The sequence below is a fragment of the Allokutzneria sp. A3M-2-11 16 genome (assembly GCF_024213555.1).
In the GTDB taxonomy this organism is placed as follows: Bacteria; Actinomycetota; Actinomycetes; order Mycobacteriales; family Pseudonocardiaceae; genus Allokutzneria.
The window spans coordinates 2,963,284-2,979,117 of the sequence record NZ_JANAVO010000001.1 but is presented as its reverse complement, the minus strand read 5'-3'; the positions used below and the strand labels follow the sequence as shown (position 1 = coordinate 2,979,117).

At 70.0% G+C, this 15,834-nt stretch carries 20 protein-coding genes; 9 read left to right on the top strand and 11 right to left on the bottom strand.

What is annotated here, in order from left to right:
* Nucleotide 1 precedes the first annotated feature (1 nt).
* Nucleotides 2-952, top strand: a complete 951-nt coding sequence (locus NLX83_RS14910) for a nucleoside hydrolase (RefSeq protein WP_254235430.1) — start codon at nt 2-4, stop codon at nt 950-952.
* Nucleotides 953-994: 42 nt separating this feature from the next.
* On the opposite strand, the gene NLX83_RS14905 is transcribed toward NLX83_RS14910, so the two are convergent.
* The 3 genes from NLX83_RS14905 to NLX83_RS14895 all read right to left on the bottom strand — a co-directional run bounded on the left by NLX83_RS14905 (nt 995) and on the right by NLX83_RS14895 (nt 2,463).
* Nucleotides 995-1,729, bottom strand: coding sequence for a DUF2382 domain-containing protein (locus NLX83_RS14905; RefSeq protein ID WP_254236227.1), 735 nt, complete (start codon nt 1,727-1,729; stop codon nt 995-997).
* A 141-nt stretch (nt 1,730-1,870) separates the two neighbouring features.
* The gene (locus NLX83_RS40975; RefSeq protein WP_305884174.1) at nt 1,871-2,242 is read right to left on the bottom strand and encodes a LysR substrate-binding domain-containing protein; all 372 of its coding nucleotides are present in this window, start codon (nt 2,240-2,242) and stop codon (nt 1,871-1,873) included.
* Nucleotides 2,239-2,463, bottom strand: a complete 225-nt coding sequence (locus tag NLX83_RS14895; RefSeq protein WP_254235429.1) for a helix-turn-helix domain-containing protein — start codon at nt 2,461-2,463, stop codon at nt 2,239-2,241. Before NLX83_RS14895 ends, NLX83_RS40975 begins: the two co-directional genes overlap by 4 nt.
* Nucleotides 2,464-2,480: 17 nt before the next feature.
* Here NLX83_RS14895 and NLX83_RS14890 point away from each other — a divergent pair, with 17 nt between their 5' ends.
* Complete coding sequence (locus NLX83_RS14890) at nt 2,481-2,945, top strand: EamA family transporter (protein WP_254235428.1); 465 nt, start codon at nt 2,481-2,483, stop codon at nt 2,943-2,945.
* An 89-nt stretch (nt 2,946-3,034) separates the two neighbouring features.
* Here the strand turns inward: NLX83_RS14890 and NLX83_RS14885 are convergent, their stop codons facing one another.
* Entirely contained in the window at nt 3,035-3,448 is a 414-nt protein-coding gene (locus NLX83_RS14885; protein WP_254235427.1) for a hypothetical protein, read from the bottom strand.
* 329 nt (nt 3,449-3,777) lie between these two features.
* Here NLX83_RS14885 and NLX83_RS14880 point away from each other — a divergent pair, with 329 nt between their 5' ends.
* Together NLX83_RS14880 and NLX83_RS14875 are read left to right on the top strand one after the other, a co-directional pair.
* A complete protein-coding gene (locus NLX83_RS14880) occupies nt 3,778-4,698 on the top strand; it encodes a diacylglycerol/lipid kinase family protein (protein WP_254235426.1) in 921 nt (306 codons plus the stop codon).
* A gap of 236 nt (nt 4,699-4,934) precedes the next feature.
* Nucleotides 4,935-5,189 carry a WhiB family transcriptional regulator gene (locus tag NLX83_RS14875; RefSeq protein WP_030426778.1) on the top strand — a complete coding sequence of 85 codons (255 nt, stop codon included), beginning with the start codon at nt 4,935-4,937 and terminating at the stop codon, nt 5,187-5,189.
* Between the two features lie 126 nt (nt 5,190-5,315).
* On the opposite strand, the gene NLX83_RS14870 is transcribed toward NLX83_RS14875, so the two are convergent.
* Nucleotides 5,316-6,815 carry a sensor histidine kinase gene (locus tag NLX83_RS14870; RefSeq protein ID WP_254235425.1) on the bottom strand — a complete coding sequence of 500 codons (1,500 nt, stop codon included), beginning with the start codon at nt 6,813-6,815 and terminating at the stop codon, nt 5,316-5,318.
* 231 nt (nt 6,816-7,046) lie between these two features.
* Nucleotides 7,047-7,259, bottom strand: a complete 213-nt coding sequence (locus NLX83_RS14865; protein WP_254235424.1) for a biotin/lipoyl-binding carrier protein — start codon at nt 7,257-7,259, stop codon at nt 7,047-7,049.
* 145 nt (nt 7,260-7,404) lie between these two features.
* Between NLX83_RS14865 and NLX83_RS42240 the strand changes: the two genes are divergently transcribed.
* Entirely contained in the window at nt 7,405-7,479 is a 75-nt protein-coding gene (locus tag NLX83_RS42240; protein WP_143261917.1) for a 50S ribosomal protein bL37, read from the top strand.
* Nucleotides 7,480-7,535: 56 nt separating this feature from the next.
* Here NLX83_RS42240 and rsrA read toward each other — a convergent pair whose 3' ends face one another.
* Entirely contained in the window at nt 7,536-7,892 is a 357-nt protein-coding gene (gene rsrA, locus NLX83_RS14860) for a mycothiol system anti-sigma-R factor (protein ID WP_254235423.1), read from the bottom strand.
* Complete coding sequence (locus tag NLX83_RS14855) at nt 7,889-8,557, bottom strand: sigma-70 family RNA polymerase sigma factor (protein ID WP_254235422.1); 669 nt, start codon at nt 8,555-8,557, stop codon at nt 7,889-7,891. Before NLX83_RS14855 ends, rsrA begins: the two co-directional genes overlap by 4 nt.
* A gap of 170 nt (nt 8,558-8,727) precedes the next feature.
* On the opposite strand from NLX83_RS14855, the gene ybaK reads away from it, so the two are divergent.
* Complete coding sequence (ybaK, locus tag NLX83_RS14850; RefSeq protein ID WP_254235421.1) at nt 8,728-9,210, top strand: Cys-tRNA(Pro) deacylase; 483 nt, start codon at nt 8,728-8,730, stop codon at nt 9,208-9,210.
* Nucleotides 9,211-9,338: 128 nt separating this feature from the next.
* Here ybaK and NLX83_RS14845 read toward each other — a convergent pair whose 3' ends face one another.
* Nucleotides 9,339-9,950 carry an alpha/beta hydrolase family protein gene (locus NLX83_RS14845; protein ID WP_254235420.1) on the bottom strand — a complete coding sequence of 204 codons (612 nt, stop codon included), beginning with the start codon at nt 9,948-9,950 and terminating at the stop codon, nt 9,339-9,341.
* Nucleotides 9,947-10,708, bottom strand: coding sequence for an SOS response-associated peptidase (locus tag NLX83_RS14840; RefSeq protein ID WP_254235419.1), 762 nt, complete (start codon nt 10,706-10,708; stop codon nt 9,947-9,949). Before NLX83_RS14840 ends, NLX83_RS14845 begins: the two co-directional genes overlap by 4 nt.
* A gap of 69 nt (nt 10,709-10,777) precedes the next feature.
* Between NLX83_RS14840 and aroA the strand changes: the two genes are divergently transcribed.
* From aroA to NLX83_RS14825, 3 genes are read left to right on the top strand one after another with little or no spacing between them, the layout of a single operon-like run.
* Entirely contained in the window at nt 10,778-12,058 is a 1,281-nt protein-coding gene (gene aroA, locus NLX83_RS14835) for a 3-phosphoshikimate 1-carboxyvinyltransferase (protein WP_254235418.1), read from the top strand.
* Nucleotides 12,055-13,107 carry a ribosome small subunit-dependent GTPase A gene (rsgA, locus tag NLX83_RS14830; RefSeq protein ID WP_254235417.1) on the top strand — a complete coding sequence of 351 codons (1,053 nt, stop codon included), beginning with the start codon at nt 12,055-12,057 and terminating at the stop codon, nt 13,105-13,107. The genes aroA and rsgA overlap by 4 nt, the downstream gene beginning before the upstream one ends.
* 35 nt (nt 13,108-13,142) lie before the next feature.
* On the top strand, nt 13,143-14,024 hold the full coding sequence (locus tag NLX83_RS14825; protein ID WP_254235416.1) for a hypothetical protein: 882 nt from the start codon (nt 13,143-13,145) through the stop codon (nt 14,022-14,024).
* 171 nt (nt 14,025-14,195) lie between these two features.
* Here the strand turns inward: NLX83_RS14825 and pruA are convergent, their stop codons facing one another.
* Complete coding sequence (pruA, locus tag NLX83_RS14820) at nt 14,196-15,824, bottom strand: L-glutamate gamma-semialdehyde dehydrogenase (protein WP_254235415.1); 1,629 nt, start codon at nt 15,822-15,824, stop codon at nt 14,196-14,198.
* Nucleotides 15,825-15,834: the final 10 nt, after the last annotated feature.

Here is a 15,834-nt window from a genome sequence, read left to right as displayed (position 1 = left end):
CATGCCGACGCCGATCATCCTGGACTGCGATCCCGGCCACGACGACGCGCTGGCGATCATGCTGGCCGCGGCCAACCCCGCGATCGAGCTGCTGGCGATCACCACGGTGGCCGGGAACCAGACGCTGGCCAGGACCACGCTGAACGCCCGGCGGATCTGCTCGGCCGCCGGGATCACCGATGTCCCGATCGCGGTGGGACGCGGAGAACCGTTGAACGGCAACGCGTCCGCGGTCGGCGCCGAGATCGGTGGCGTGGAGGTCCACGGCGAGTCCGGCCTCGACGGTCCCCGGTTCGGGCCGCCGACCGTCGAACTGTCCACAGTGGACGCGATAGCGCTGATGCGGGACATCCTGTTGTCCCACGAGGAACCGGTCACGCTCGTCCCCACGGGACCGCTCACCAACATCGCGGTCCTGCTGCGCGATCACCCGGAAGTCCGGCCGCACATCGCGGAGATCGTCCTGATGGGCGGGGCGGCGGGACTGGGCAACGCCACCCCCGCCGCGGAGTTCAACATCTACTGCGATCCGGAGGCGGCCGACCTGGTCTTCACCTCCGGCCTCCCGATCACCATGTGCGGCCTGGACATCACCCACCAGGCCCTGGCCACGCGGGAGGTGTGCGACCGCATCGCGAGCATCGGCACCCCGCTGGCGACGCTCTGCGTGGAACTGCTGACGTTCTTCGGCTCGACCTACAAGGCGATCTGGGGTTTCCCGGCTCCGCCCCTGCACGACCCGGTCGCCATCGCGAGGCTGATCGACCCCGCCGTGGTCACCACCGTCCCGGCCGCCGTCGCGATCGAGCTCACCGGGGAGCACACCCGCGGCGCGACGGTGATCGACTTCCACGGGGTCACCGGCCGCCCGGTCAACGCCGAGGTCGCCACCACCCTCGACGTCCCCGGTTTCTGGGACCTCATCACCTCGGCCGTCGCCGACCTGTCCTGACGGTCGTCGGCGGGCCCGGTACGAGCCCGCCGACGACCGTTCTCAAGGCGTGTTCCTGCGGCGCTTCGAGGCGTCGTCCACATCGATCTCTTCCTTGCGCACCTCCCCGGCGACCCTCTGCTGTTCGGTGACCGTCTCCTTGCTCATCCGGACCCGCTCCACCGGCACGGTTTCCTTGCTCACCACCGGCTTCTCCGCGTGCAGGGTCACCTCCTGCTCCGCTTCGCCGATCCGCTCGGTGCCCCGCGCGGCACCTTCGGCGATCGGCTCCCGTTCGAGCCGGACCTCTTCGTGCCGCACCGGAACCGACACCTGCTGCTGTTCCGTCACGACGTGCTTGCGCAGCCGGACCTTGCCCGTCTCCACCTGCTCGGTGCCGACCCTCAACCGCTCCTCGGAGCGCGTCATCTCGGTCGCGTCGTCACGCGCGGGCCGCTGTCCGCCGCGCTCGCTCTGGCGTTGACCGGGAAGGGCGGCGTACTCGATGCCGTAGTAGCTGTAGAGCTGCCGCTCTTCCGCCCTGGACATGTGCCCGCCGTCGACGTCCATCCTCGGCGCGTCCTTGACCTGGTCCTTGCTGACGTGGACGTGCACCGCGTCGCCGTCGACGTGCGCCTGGTTGAGCGGGACGAAGCTCTCCTTCATGCCGAACAGGCCGGTGCGCACCGTGACCCACACGGGCTGGCCCGTCTGGTCGTCCAGGTAGACCTGCCCGACCTTGCCGATCTTGTCGCCGTGCCGGTCGTAGACCTCGTCGCCGAACAACTGCTGGACCATTTCCTGAGTGATCACCGCGTCCACCTCTCTGCTCGTCGGGCTGACTGAGCAGGGCTGGCCGCGACCCCTGATCGACATGCCGATCGCGCCCGCGAACCACCGGTGCGAGCTACCGCGACGCCACGGACGTGCGACGCGGGACTACTCCCCGTCAGCGCTGTCGCGGCCGTCCCAGTGCGCCCGCAGCGCCACGTGGGCGACGTCCGGCTCGACCTGCGCGTCCCGCAGTGTGCGGACCAGCCAGTCGTGGCAGATCGCCCCGGCCTCCTGGCAGATCCACCGCTGGTTGGCGAGGTCCCCCGGCACCAGCACATCCCGCTCGGCAAGCGGATGTCCTTGTGGCAGAAGGACATCCGCCGCGTCCTCGCCGATCCGAGCCCTCGACAGCCCGTCCGGCACCGCCAGCGGCGTGTTCTGCCAGTCGTGCACCACCGCGAGGTCGATCTCCCCGCGCGACGGTCGCGAAGGCGGCGACGGAGAACCGGCCGACGGGCGTTCCCCGTTGCGCTTCAAGGGTTATCTCGGCCTGCTCGACCAGGTCGAGCACCTGCCCGGCGGTCTCGGCGAGCAGCAGCGCCGCGTCGCTCCAGCAGCGCAGTCCTCGTCTCCCGTTCCAGCTTCGCGAGCTGCTGGGAGATCGCGGACGGCGTGTAGCCGAGCGCCGAGGCCGCCGCCCCGATCGAACCGTGGCGCGCGACGGCGTGCCGCGCGCGGAGCCGACCCAGATCAATCATGGGGCGTCAACTTCGTCGTGATCGAGATCGGCCTCGGCGAGTTCCCGCCGCTGCTGTTCTCCGCGCTGCGCTTCCTCGCCGCCGCGGTCCCGGCGATCCTGTTCATCGGTGCGCCGCGCGTCGCCTGGCGCTGGGTGCTCGGCGTCGGCCTGGTGCTCGGCGTCGCCAAGTTCGCGCTGCTCTTCGTCGGTATGAAGGCGGGGATGCCCGCGGGTCTGTCCTCTCTGGTGGTGCAGAGCCAAGCGCTGTTCACCGCGCTCTTCGCGGCCCTGCTGCTGCGCGAACGCCCCGGCCGGACCCGGCTCGTCGGCATGGCGGTGGCCTTCGCCGGGATAGCGCTGGTCGCGGTCGAGTACGGCGCGTCCAGCCCGCTGTCGGCATTCCTGCTGGTGATCGGCTCGGCCGCGTGCTGGGGCCTGTCGAACGTCATCACCCGCAGGGCGCGGCCGCCGGACGTGCTCCGCTTCATCGTCTGGGGCTAGCTGCTGCGCGAGTACGACGCCACGGCGGTCGCGCCGTTCTCGCTGCTCGTGATCGCCGGAGTCGGCATCACGTCGCTGCCGAAACGGCGTCAGTCGTCGGCGCCCGCGTCGGAGTACTCGCCGACGCCCATCGCCCAGTCCTTCGCTGGAGCGGTGAAGAGCAGGACCAACGGGGACGCGCAGTAGATCGCCACGAGCGCGCCGTAGACGTACTGGTGGGAGGGGCCGAAGGCGTACCAGGCGACGCCGAGCAGCAGCAGTTCGATCACTACGGCCGGCGTGCGCGCCCACCGCTTGGCGCGCAGCAGCCCAACGGCGGTGGCGGCAACCCCCGCGGTCAGCACCGCGAAGTAGACGGCCTCACCGAAGACCTTGCCGGGCTCGGGCGCCCCGGTGAGGGCGCGCACCACGAGCGCGACCACGAACACGACACCGGCGAGGCCCTGGAGTGCGACGAGCGCACCCGCGGCGCGGACGGCGGTCGGGGCGTTGCGACTGGTCACGAGCAGCGATACTAGTCCAGCCCCGCACGCCCCCGACCGCCTCACATCACCCACGGAGTTCCACCGTCTTCAAGACCACCCAACCCCGCCGTTGATCACCGCAAACCGCCACGAACCCGGAGCCGCCGTGGAGGTAGGGGGCGGTTTGCGATGTTCCTGGCGGGGGTTGTGCGTACTTGAAGACACCCCAGCTACGGCAGGGCACGCGTTCGGCGGAGATGACCGGGCCCCGCCCCGGTAGGGCGTGCGTCACCCGTTCGAGAGTGAGGTCCGTCTAACCCGAGCGCTCGCGCCGCGCAGCTGGTCACGCGCTGTCATACGCTGCTGGGGTGCGTGCCCTTCTCGTGGTGAACCCCCAGGCCACCTCCACCACCCCGGCGGGCCGCGACGTGATCGCCCACGCCCTGGCCAGCGACACCAAGCTGGACCTGGTGGAGACCCAGTACCGGGGCCACGCGGCCGACGCCGCCCGGCAGGCCGTCGCCGACGGCTTCGACCTGGTGGTCGCGCACGGTGGGGACGGCACGGTCAACGAGGTGGTCAACGGCCTGCTCGCCGACGGCGTGCGCCCGGACGCCCCGATGCTGGGCGTGGTGCCCGGCGGCTCCGCCAACGTCTTCGCGGGTGCGCTCGGCATCCCGCTGGACCCGCTGGAGGCCACGCACAAGCTGCTCAACGCCATCGAGTCGGGCAGCAGCAGGCGGGTCGGGCTGGGCCGCGCCGACGACCGCTGGTTCACCTTCAACGCGGGCCTCGGCTACGACGGCGACGTGGTGGCCGGGGTCGAGCAGCGCCGGGTCAAGCGCAAGGAGGCGACCCCGCTCCTCTACGCGAAGGTCGCCGTCTCCCGGTACCTGCGGCTGCGCCGCGAGGAGCCGCAGCTGACCGTGCACCTGCCCGGCCGGGACCCGATCCCCGGGCAGTACATCGCCCTGGTGTCCAACACCGACCCCTGGACCTACTACGGGACCCGCCCACTTCGGCTCAATCCGGAGTGTTCACTCGACTCCGGGCTCGGCGTGTTCGCTCTGAGTAACGTTCGTACACTCACGGTGGTAAAACACCTCGCCCAGGCAACCCGGAGCGCTCCCGACCCTCGCGGTGTACACCTCCTCCGAGAAGACGACATTGAATGGGCGCGCGTCACGTGCGAGAATCCGGTAAAGTTGCAGGTTGATGGTGACCTGCTCGGCGAACGGACCGAGGTGCGCTTCACTTCGGTGCCCGGCGCACTGCAGGTGGCGGTGTAACCCTTCGGCGGTGGCACAGCGATCGGCACACCATCGCGAGGCAAGATTTTCGAAGGTCCGGTTACGGCCTGAAACCGCAGGTCAGTCCGGTCCCCCCATGTGGTGAGTTCCCTCACCGATTTGGTTCGGACCTCTTGACATCGCCGGAGTTCGTGAAAGCATTCACAAGCACCCACGAACGACACCCCAACCCCACAACTGGCGTGATTATCGCGCCTGGCGAGGAGCTAGGAACAATGGACTGGCGCCACCGCGCGGCCTGCCGCGACGAAGACCCGGAGACGTTCTTCCCGGTCGGGAACAGTGGGCCTGCGCTGCTGCAGATCGCCGAGGCGAAGGCCGTGTGCCGTCGCTGCCCCGTGATCTCCGACTGCCTGACCTGGGCACTCGAAAGCGGCCAGGACGCCGGCGTCTGGGGCGGAATGAGCGAAGACGAGCGTCGTGCGCTGAAGCGCCGCAACGCTCGCACCCGGGCCCGGAGCGGTGCCTGATTGCAGGCTGCACACCCCCACATATATTTCTGAGGGCCGACACCCGTCCACAATGGTGTCGGCCCTCAGTTATGTCCGGAGCAATCTCCGGTTCACCAATTATTACGTGTGCATTCACGTATACGACTAACGTCGCCGTTTCAGCGGTACCCGAAGCACGGCTTCGGTGCCCGGTGCCGAGGTGCGCCTGCGCAGGCTGAGCGAACCGCGCAGTTCCGACTCCACCAGCGTCCGCACGATCTGCAGGCCCAGCGATTTGGTCCGCTCCAGCGAGAACCCCGGCGGCAGGCCCCGTCCATCGTCGTAGACGACCACGTCCAGCCACTTCGACGAGCGCTCCGCGGTGACCAGCACGTCCCCGCGCTGACCAGGCTCGAAAGCGTGCTCGAAGGCGTTCTGCACCAGCTCGGTCAGCACCATCACCAGCGGCGTGGCCAGTTCCGCCGGGACGACCCCGAACTTGCCCTCGCGGCGCACGGCGACCCGGGTCTCGGTGGTCGCGACATCGCTCATCATCGGGATCACCTGGTCGACGACGTCGTCCAGGCTGACCCGCTCGTCGGCCGACATGGACAGCGTCTCGTGCACCAGCGCGATCGAGGTCACCCGGCGCACGGACTCCTCAAGGACCTGGCGGGCCTCGTCATTTCCGGTCCGGCGCGCCTGCAGGCGCAGCAACGCCGCGACGGTCTGCAGGTTGTTCTTCACGCGGTGATGGATTTCGCGGATGGTCGCGTCCTTGGACATCAGCGCGCGGTCCCGGCGCCGCACCTCGGTGATGTCGCGAACCAGCACGAGCGCGCCCGCGGACTGGCCGCGCGGGCGCAGCGGCAGCGCGCGGAAGAGCACCATGGCTCCGCGCGCCTCGGCCTCCACCCGCATGCTCGGCTTGCCGTCGAGCGCTGAGCGGACGCGCTGCACGACCTCGGTCGCGTCGAACGGATCGGAGATCAGCGAGCGCGTCAGCGGGGCCAGGTGCACCCCGACGAGATCCGAGGCGTGGCCCATGCGGTGGTAGGCGGACAGCGCGTTCGGGCTGGCGAAGACGACCGCGCCCGCCGGGTCGAGGCGGATGAACCCGTCGCCGACGCGCGGGCTGGTGTGCGCTCCCGGTGTCGGCTCCGGCGCGGGGAAGGTGCCGTCGGCGATCATCTGGCACAGGTCGGCGGCGCTGCCGAGGTAGGCGATCTCCAGCGGACTCGGCACGCGGGGAACGGCCAGGTTGATGTCCCGGCTCAGCACCGCCACGCAGGACCGGTCGATGAGCACCGGGATGGTCTCGCGGCGCACCGGCACTCCGAGGTGCCAGCGCGGGTCCTCCTCGCGACAGATCCGGCCCTCGGCCATGGCACGTCGCAGCTGCGGGTGCTCCGCCGCGGTGACCACCGAGCCCACCATGTCCTCGGGGTGCGCGGTCGGCGCGGTGGTGGGCCGGGCCTGCGCCACGCACAGAAATCGCTCGTCCCCGCCGCCTTCCTCGCTCTCCTCGACAGGAACCCACATGAGGAAGTCCGCGAACGAAAGATCGGAGAGCAGCTGCCACTCCGCCACGACGAGCTGGAGGTGGTCGACAGCGGTACCGGGCAGGCGAGTGTGCTCGGCGAGCAGTTCACTGAGGGTGGACACACCTCATTGTGACCCGCGTTGTCACCCGCCACCCCCACAACGCGGTGGCTGTTCCCATCCTGAGCCCCAGTGGTGTGGGGGTCTTCAAGTACCCCCAACCCCCGCCACAACCGTCGTCAACCGCCACCAACCCCCGGCACTGCACGAGGTTCGCCGCGGTTGACGACCGCTGGAACGGGGGTTCGGTGGTCTTGAAGACGCTCCAACCCGTGGGCGGACGTGGGGGCGGTTCTAGTCGACGACCGCGACCAGGTCGCCTTCCTGGACCACGTCACCCTCGGCGACCTTGATGGTCACCACGCCGTCGGACTCGGCGACGACCGGGATCTCCATCTTCATGGACTCCAGGATCACCAAGGTGTCGCCGTCCTCCACGGTGTCGCCGTCCTTGACGACGACCTTCCAGACGTTGGCAACCATCTCGGCCTTGATCTCCTCGGCCATCCCATGTCCTCCTTGACGCTGATGAACCGCCGCAATCCAATCACGAGCGAGGCCACGCGGGAGCCCCTGTTTCACACGTGTCAGACTTGACGGCGGCAAGCCACGGCTGGAGTCACAGCCGTTCATCAGCAAAAGAGGTGACGCAATGTCGAAGCGGGGACGCAAGAAGCGCGACCGTAAGAAGGGTGGCGCGAACCACGGGAAGCGCCCCAACGCCTGACATCGGGCATGCGAAGGCCCCGCCGACCAGACGGTCGCGGGGCCTTTTCGCGTCTTCTAGTCCTCGGTGCGGGACTCGACGGTTCTGGATTCGGCAGTCCGGGACTCGACCTTCTTGTGCCGGATCTCCACCGTGGTGCCCTCCGCACCGTGCTGGACGATCACGTCGGCCTGCTCCCGGATGCAGGCGCGCAGCCGGTCCTTGAGCGTGTCCGGCGCGTGCTCGCCACCGCACTTGCGGGCGAGCAGCGCCTTGATGTGCTCCTCGATGCCGTAGCTCTCCAGGCACGGGTTGCACTCGTTGAGGTGCCGGTGCAGCAGCTCGCGCCGCGTCTTGTCGCACTCCTGGTCCAGGTAGAGCCACACCTCGGCCAGCACCTCGGAGCAGTCGGTCTCGTGGTCCCCGCAGTTCATGACCCCGTCACCTCGCGCTGACGGCCGCGCAGCAGACCACGCTCCTCGGCCACACCGGTCAGCATCTCGCGCAGTTGGCGACGGCCGCGGTGCAACCGGGACATGACGGTCCCGATCGGCGTACCCATGATGTCCGCGATCTCCTTGTAAGCGAATCCCTCGACGTCGGCGAGGTATACCGCGATCCGGAACTCCTCCGGAAGTCGCTGAAGGGCGTCCTTGACGTCGCTGTCCGGCAGCCGGTCCAGCGCCTCGACCTCGGCGGAGCGCAGACCCGATGAGGTGTGGCTCTCCGCCTGGGCGAGCTGCCAGTCCTGGATCTCCTCGGTCGGCTGCTGCACCGGCTGGCGCTGCTTCTTGCGGTAACCGTTGATGTAGGTGTTGGTCAGGATGCGGTACAGCCACGCCTTGAGGTTGGTGCCGTCCTTGAACGACGCGAAGGCGCCGTATGCCTTGAGGAAGGTCTCCTGCACCAGGTCCTCGGCGTCGGCGGGGTTGCGCGTCATCCGCAGCGCGGCCGAGTACAGCTGGTCCAGCATCGGCATCGCGTCCCGTTCGAAACGCGCTCCGCGCTGATCCGCGGTCTCCTCGGCGACCTCTTCGACCTCGGGCGAGGTGTCGGGCACCTGGCTCCCTTCCAACCACTCCGGCGGGACCTGTCCCATCGCCGGTGACGTCGGCCCCGAGGATACGCGGCGCGCGGCCCCACGGCCGGTCCGCGAGTCTCTCGGCGGCCGCGACGGGCAGCGCTTGCCTGGATCGCTCATCAGCTCGGTTCCCACACGTGGGGAAACGCGGTGGGCGCTCCCCGCATTCCTGGTTCTAGGGTTCGATCATGGCGGGACGCGGGACTCCGGCGACGGCGTTGCTGGACAAGCAGAAGGTGCGGCACGAGCTGCACTCCTACGAGCACGATCCGAGGCACGCCTCCTACGGCCTCGAAGCCGCGGAGGCGCTGGGCCTGGAGCCGGAACGGGTCTTCAAGACCCTGGTGGCCGAGGTCGACGGCAAGCTCGCGGTCGGCGTCGTCCCGGTCACGGCTCAGCTCGACCTGAAGGCGCTGGCCGCCGCGGTGGGTGGCAAGAAGGCGAAGATGGCGCCGGTCCCGGACGCGGAGCGGGCGACGGGCTACGTGGCGGGCGGGATCTCGCCGCTGGGCCAGAAGAAGCGCCTGCCGGTCGTCGTGGACGCCTCAGCCGAGACCTTCGCCACAGTCTTCTGCAGCGCGGGCCGCCGCGGCCTCGAAGTCGAACTCTCCCCCGCCGACCTGGCCCGCCTCACGTCCGCCGTCTTCGCCCCCATCGCCGCCGACACGTAAACTGACCCCATGCACTTCGCCCCCGCCACCCCCTCCTTTGGCTGAGGTGGTCCAAACCAATCCCGTTTCGTACTCATAACGGGAATTGGGAGCGCTCTCTTTCCCGGCAAGAGTACGAAACGGGAGAACTAGTCGAGGGGGCGGAGGACTCGGGCGAGCCATTCGCCTGCCGTGCGGCCGACGAGGGCCACGTCGGCCTTGAGGGAGTGGTCGCCGGGGACCACCACGACCTCGCGGTGGTGCGCGGCGGGCGGCATGCCGAACGGGTCGCGCTCGCCCTGGACGACGAGCACGGGGGCTTCGACCTCGGACAGCTCCGCCATCCGCGACTTCTCCGGCTTGCCGGGCGGGTGCACGGGGAACGCCAGGCACAGCACGGCGACCGCTTGGCCCTCCGCTGCCGTGCGGCAGGCGACGCGCGCTCCGGAGGACCGGCCTCCGAAGACCAGCGGGAGGTCCTCGCACCACGACGAGCCCAGGTGCTCAGCCACCGCCAACCACGCGGCGTCCAACTGCTTGGCGGGAGCGGGCGCGCGGCGGCCCGCGACGCGGTAGGGCTGCTCGACCAGCGCGACGTCCAAACCCGCCGCGGTGGCCGCGCGGGTCACCGCGACCAGGTCGGGGGCGCTGATGCCACCACCGGCGCCGTGCCCGAGCAGCAACGCGGCGCGGGCCTCGGGTGCGCAGTGCAGCTCGGCCCGTGCCGGGCCGTACGGGGTGTCGATCTCCAGTGTCGTCATGGCAGCTCGAAGAGTGCTTGTTCGGCCGGTTCCTCCGGGACGAACCGGGTGAGCAGTTCCGGACCGTTGTTGCGGACGCTGTTGACCTTCGTCGTCACCGGGCGCAGTTCCAGTCCCGCGTGCAGCTTCGGGTCGGGCTCCGCGACCAGCGCCGTGGGATCGGGCGAATCCGGGTTCAGCCAGTCCGCCCACGCGTGCCGCGGCAGCATGATCGGCATCCGGTGGTGCACGTCGGCGAGCTGCCCGAAGGAGTCCGTGGTCAGCACCGCGAAGGTCACCATCGGGAACTCGTCGGCCGCCGACTTCGGGGAGCGCCACGTCTCCCAGATGCCCGCGAGCGCCAGCCCGGAACCGTCCTCCGGGGTCACGTAGAAGGGCTGCTTGCGGTCGCCGTCGCCCTGCCACTCGTACCAACCGTCGGCCGGGATCAGGCAGCGGCGGCGGGCGAAGGCCGTGCGGAACGCGGGTTTCTCCGCGGCCGACTCCACCCGTGCGTTGATCATGCGTGAGCCGACCGAGGGGTCCTTGGACCACATCGGCACCAGGCCCCAGCGCATCATCCTGATGCTGCGGACCAGGGAGTCCGGATCGGGCTCGCCCTCGGCGTCGCGCGGATGCCGCGCCACGACGGCCGGGACGTGCTTGGTCGGGGCCACGTTGTAGTCCGCGCCGCCCACCAGACCTTCGGTGCCATCCACCGCGTCGAACTCGGCGGCAAGCGAGTCCGGGTCCCGGGTGGTGGCGAATCTGCCGCACACGTGATCCATCGTGGCATGTCAGCCCGGTCCGGGCGAGGGCCGCGCGGCAGGTTGGGGGATCATCGACACATGACCTCGCACTGGCTGGCCCCCCGCACCGACTCCCCCGTGCACGCGGAAGTCCCGCTGCCCGGCTCAAAGTCGATCACCAACCGCGCGCTGGTGCTGGCGGCGCTAGCGGACGGTCCGTCGGTGCTCCGCGCGCCCCTGCGCAGCCGGGACAGCGAGCTGATGGTCGGCACGCTGCGCGCGCTCGGCGTCGGCATCGAGGACGGGCCGGATGGGTCGTGGCTGGTCACACCGGCGCCGCTGACCGGTCCCGCCGAGCTCGACTGCGGGCTCGCGGGCACGGTCATGCGCTTCGTCCCGCCCGCCGCCGCGCTGGCCAAGGGCGCCGTGCGGTTCGACGGAGATCCACGCGCGCGGGAACGCCCGATGGGCACGATCCTCGAAGCGCTGCGGGCGCTCGGCGCGGACGTCGACGGTGACGCGTTGCCGTTCACGCTGCACGGCACCGGGCACCTCACCGGCGGCCAGGTGGTGATCGACGCTTCGCATTCGTCGCAGTTCGTCTCCGGTCTCCTGCTCTCCGGCGCGCGCTACGACAACGGCCTGACCGTCGTGCACGACGGCGAGCCCGTTCCGTCCTTGCCGCACATCGAGATGACCATCGAGATGCTGCGCGCGCACGGCGTCGAGGTCGATGACGACGAGCCGAACACCTGGCGGGTGCGGCCCGGCGTGATCACCGCGCGGGACTGGGACATCGAGCCGGATCTGTCCAACGCGACGCCGTTCCTCGCGGCGGCCGCAGTCACCGGCGGCCAGGTCACCGTGCCCGGCTGGCCCGCGCGCACCACGCAGCCCGGCGACGCGATCCGGGAGATCCTCACGCTCATGGGCTGCGAGGTCGTGCTCGACGAGCGCGGGCTGACCGTCCGCGGCGCCGACGTGCTCACCGGGATCGACATGGACCTGCGGCACGCTTCCGAGCTGAGCCCCACCATCGCCGCCATCGCCGCGCTCGCCGAGGGGCCGACGCGGCTGCGGGGCATCGCGCACATCCGCGGCCACGAGACCGACCGGCTCGCCGCGCTGACCGCGGAGATCAACCGGCTCGGCGGGGACGCGGAGGAGACCGAGGACGGGCTCGTCATCCGCCCGCGTCCGCTGCACGGCGGCGTCTGGGGCGCCTACGCCGACCACCGCATGGCCACCGCGGGCGCGATCATCGGGCTGCGCGTCGAGGGCGTCGAGGTCGACGACATCGGCACCACCGCCAAGACCATGCCGGACTTCCCCGCCATGTGGCGGACAATGCTGGACGGGGCAGCCGTGGAGGCGTCGTGAGTCGGCGGGGCTGGAAGAACCTGGACGAGTCCGACGTCCGGGTCCGGCCGGGCAAGGGCACCCGCCCGCGCAGCAAGCTGCGGCCCGGCCACGAGGACGCCGAGGCGGCCATGGTGCTCACCGTGGACCGGGGCCGCTGGACCTGTGCGCTCGGCGGGGACCCCGAGCGCGAGGTGACCGCGATGCGCGCCCGCGAGATGGGCCGCACCCCCGTGGTGGTCGGCGACTGGGTGGACCTCGTCGGCGACACCTCCGGCAAGACCGACACCCTGGCCAGGATCGTGCGGGTGACCGAGCGCAAGAGCGTGCTGCGCCGCACCGCCGACGACACCGACCCGTTCGAGCGGCTCGTGGTGGCCAACGCAGACCAGCTGGTGATCGTCACCGCGCTCGCCGATCCCGAACCGCGCACCGGTTTCATCGACCGCTGCCTCGTCGCGGCCTACGCGGGTCACCTGGAACCGTTGCTGTGCCTGACAAAGGCCGACCTCGCCGATCCCAAGGAACTGCTGGCCGCCTACGCGGACCTCGACCTGCCGGTCGTGGTGACGCGGCACGACGAGGAGCCCGTCGAGCTGCGCGAGCGGATCACCGGCCGCGTCTCGGCGTTCATCGGGCACTCCGGCGTCGGCAAGTCGACCTTGGTCAACAAGCTGGTGCCGGACGCCAACCGGCGCACCGGCGCGGTGTCCGGCGTCGGCAAGGGACGGCACGTGTCCACCACCGCGCTGGCGCTGCCGTTGCCCGGCGGCGACGGCTGGGTGGTCGACACCCCGGGCGTGCGCTCGTTCGGCCTGGCCCACATCACCCCGGACGACCTGGTGCTCGCCTTCCCCGAGTTCGCCGCCGCGGCCGAGGAGTGCCAGGTCAACTGCGGCCACAGGGGCGATCCGGAGGACCCGGACTGCGCTTTGGACCAGGTCGTCGCCGACGGTGTGGCACCATCCGGTCGGCTGGAGTCCCTTCGCCGGTTGCTCGGGTCCCGGGCGGGCGTCGAGGACCTCGCGTCCGACCAGGACGGAACCGGACACCACCAGGGGCCGTCGTAACGGCACCCCACCACTCGCTCCAAGGGAGTAGCACCGTGCGTCGCACCACCATCACCGTGATCAGCGGCCTCGCGCTCGTCGGTGCGCTGACCGCGTGCACCACCACACAGCCCGGCGAGCCCATGCCGGAGCCCACTCAGGGCACCACCCGCGGCCCGGAGAACGAGGGCGGCAACGCCGCGAAGGGCGCGCTGGCGCCCCTGATGGAGAAGGCCGCGGTGGCCATGAAGGCCAAGAAGTCCGCGAAGGTCACCGTCACCGGCAGCGGCCCCAAGGCGTCCAACGTCGGCGGCAACGGCGCGATCCGCTTCGACGGCAACGACGTGGCGCTGTCGATGACCTCCAAGGTCCCCGGTGAGGACGGCAAGCCGCCGCAGGACAGCAAGATGCTGCTGGTGGGCGGGGCCATGTACATCGAGGCGCCCAAGGACGGCTCCGTGCCGCCCGGCAAGAACTGGCTGAAGATCGACCCCAAGGGCACCGACGTCATGTCGAAGCTGATGGGCAGCCTGGTCCAGCAGATGCGCGACTCCGCAGACCCGCAGATCGCCATCAGGAAGTTCGGCGACGCAGGCACGCTCGCCGCCTCAACGCCCGGCACCCTGGACGGCGCGCCCGCGACCAAGCACAAGATCGACGTCGACCTGAAGAAGCTGGCCGAGCGGGCCGCCGACCCGCTGCAGAAGCTCGGCTTCGACATGCTGATCAAAGCGGGCATCACCACGATGAGCTACGACTTCTGGATCGACGCCCAGGACCTGCCGAAGCAGATCGACTTCAGCCAGCGGATGCCGGGCGACGACAGCGCGAACGCCATCTCCGTGAAGTACACCAACTGGGGCGAGCCGGTCGACATCAAGGCGCCCGCCGAGAGCGAGATCGCCCCGCCCATCGAGATCCCGCAGCCGCCGCGCTAGCCCCCTATCCGCAAGCCTGCCCCGCACAGTGGTTGGGGCGTCTTCAAGTACCCCCAACCCCCGTTCAAAGCGTCTCAAACTGCCACAAACCCCCGTCACCGACGGGGGTTTGTGGCAGTTACGGATCGCTGGGAAGGGGGTTCGGGGTACTTGAAGACCGGCGAACCTGGCTCAGCCCATGTGCGGATAGGTGTGGTCCAACGGCGGGACCAGCGTCTCCTTCACCGAGCGCGGACTGGTCCAGCGCAACAGGTTGAACACCGAGCCCGCCTTGTCGTTGGTGCCCGACGCGCGGCTGCCACCGAAGGGCTGCTGGCCCACAACAGCACCGGTCGGCTTGTCGTTGACGTAGAAGTTGCCCGCAGAGAAGCGCAGCGCCTTCTGCGCCTGTTCCACAGCCACGCGATCAGTCGCGAAAACCGCGCCAGTCAACGCATAAGGCGTTGTGGTGTCGACGATCTCCAAGACCTTCTCGTAGTCCGCGTCTTCGTAGACGTGCACGGCGAGAATCGGCCCGAAGAACTCCGTCGTGAACACCTCGTGCGTCGGGTCGCTGCCGACCAACACGGTGGGCTGCACGAAGTAGCCGACGGAGTCGTCCGCGGTGCCACCGGCGAGCACCTCGATCGACGAGGACGTGCTCGCCATGAGCTGGGCGCCCTTGTTCTTCGCGAACGCCCGCGAGTCGATCACCGCGCCGCCGAAGAACGAGAAGTCGGTGACGTCGCCGTAGGTCACGGAGCCGGTCAGATCGGCCAACTGCTCGCGAAGACCGTTGTCCCACAAGGAACGCGGCAAGTACGCACGCGAAGCGGCCGAGCACTTCTGGCCCTGGTACTCGAACGCGCCGCGCACGAGGCCCACCGCGACCGCCGCCGGATCGGCGGAGGGATGCGCGACCACGAAGTCCTTGCCGCCGGTCTCGCCGACGATGCGCGGGTAGGACCGGTAGACGTCCAGGTTGTCGGCCATGGTGCGCCAGAGCTTCTTGAAGGTCGCGGTGGAGCCGGTGAAGTGCAGGCCCGCGAAGCCGGGATCGGTGAGCGCGACCTCGCTCACCGCGGCGCCGTCGCCGGTCACCATGTTGATCACGCCCGGTGGCAGGCCCGACGCCTCCAGCAGCCGCATGGTCAGGTGCGCGGCGAGCTGCTGGGTCGGCGAGGGCTTCCACACCACCGTGTTGCCCATGAGCGCGGGCGCCAGCGGCAGGTTGCCCGCGATGGCGGTGAAGTTGAACGGCGTGATCGCCACGACGAAGCCGTCAAGCGGCCGGTGGTCGAAGCGGTTCCACACGCCGGGGCTGGAGATCGGCTGCTCGGCCAGGAGCTGGCGGGCGAAGGACACGTTGAAGCGGAGGAAGTCGATCAGCTCGCAGGCGGAGTCGATCTCGGCCTGCTGCGCCGATTTGGACTGCCCCAGCATCGTCGCCGCGTTGATCGTGTCCCGCCACGGCCCGGCGAGCAGGTCGGCCGCGCGCAACAGGACCGCGGCGCGCTGGTCGAAGGGCAGCTCGCGCCAGCCGGGAGCGGCCTGCTTCGCCGCGGTGACCGCGTCCGCGACGTCGGCGGTGGTGGCCTGCGCGGTCACCCCCAGCACGTGCGCGTGGTCGTGCGGCTGCACCACGTTCACCCGGTCACCGCCGGCCATGCGCTGCTTGCCGCCGATGGTCATGGTCAGCTCGTGCTGTTCGCCTTCGAGCTCGGAGATCCTGCGCTGCAACGACTCGCGCTCGGCGGTTCCGGGCGCGTAGGAACGGATCGGCTCGTTCACCGGGCGCGGAACGGACGTGACGGCGTCCATGGGTCGGGTT

Excerpts from the sequence above, each read along its gene's own strand:
- rsrA (WP_254235423.1), bottom strand. The coding sequence starts at position 7,892 with ATGAACTGCGGGGACCACGAGACCGACTGCTCCGAGGTGCTGGCCGAG.
- NLX83_RS14865 (WP_254235424.1), bottom strand. The coding sequence starts at position 7,259 with ATGGCCGAGGAGATCAAGGCCGAGATGGTTGCCAACGTCTGGAAGGTC.
- ybaK (WP_254235421.1), top strand. The coding sequence starts at position 8,728 with ATGGCGGGACGCGGGACTCCGGCGACGGCGTTGCTGGACAAGCAGAAG.
- pruA (WP_254235415.1), bottom strand. The coding sequence starts at position 15,824 with ATGGACGCCGTCACGTCCGTTCCGCGCCCGGTGAACGAGCCGATCCGT.
- NLX83_RS14895 (WP_254235429.1), bottom strand. The coding sequence starts at position 2,463 with ATGATTGATCTGGGTCGGCTCCGCGCGCGGCACGCCGTCGCGCGCCAC.
- NLX83_RS14845 (WP_254235420.1), bottom strand. The coding sequence starts at position 9,950 with ATGACGACACTGGAGATCGACACCCCGTACGGCCCGGCACGGGCCGAG.
- aroA (WP_254235418.1), top strand. The coding sequence starts at position 10,778 with ATGACCTCGCACTGGCTGGCCCCCCGCACCGACTCCCCCGTGCACGCG.
- NLX83_RS14910 (WP_254235430.1), top strand. The coding sequence starts at position 2 with ATGCCGACGCCGATCATCCTGGACTGCGATCCCGGCCACGACGACGCG.
- NLX83_RS14875 (WP_030426778.1), top strand. The coding sequence starts at position 4,935 with ATGGACTGGCGCCACCGCGCGGCCTGCCGCGACGAAGACCCGGAGACG.
- NLX83_RS14905 (WP_254236227.1), bottom strand. The coding sequence starts at position 1,729 with ATGGTCCAGCAGTTGTTCGGCGACGAGGTCTACGACCGGCACGGCGAC.
- NLX83_RS14855 (WP_254235422.1), bottom strand. The coding sequence starts at position 8,557 with ATGGGACAGGTCCCGCCGGAGTGGTTGGAAGGGAGCCAGGTGCCCGAC.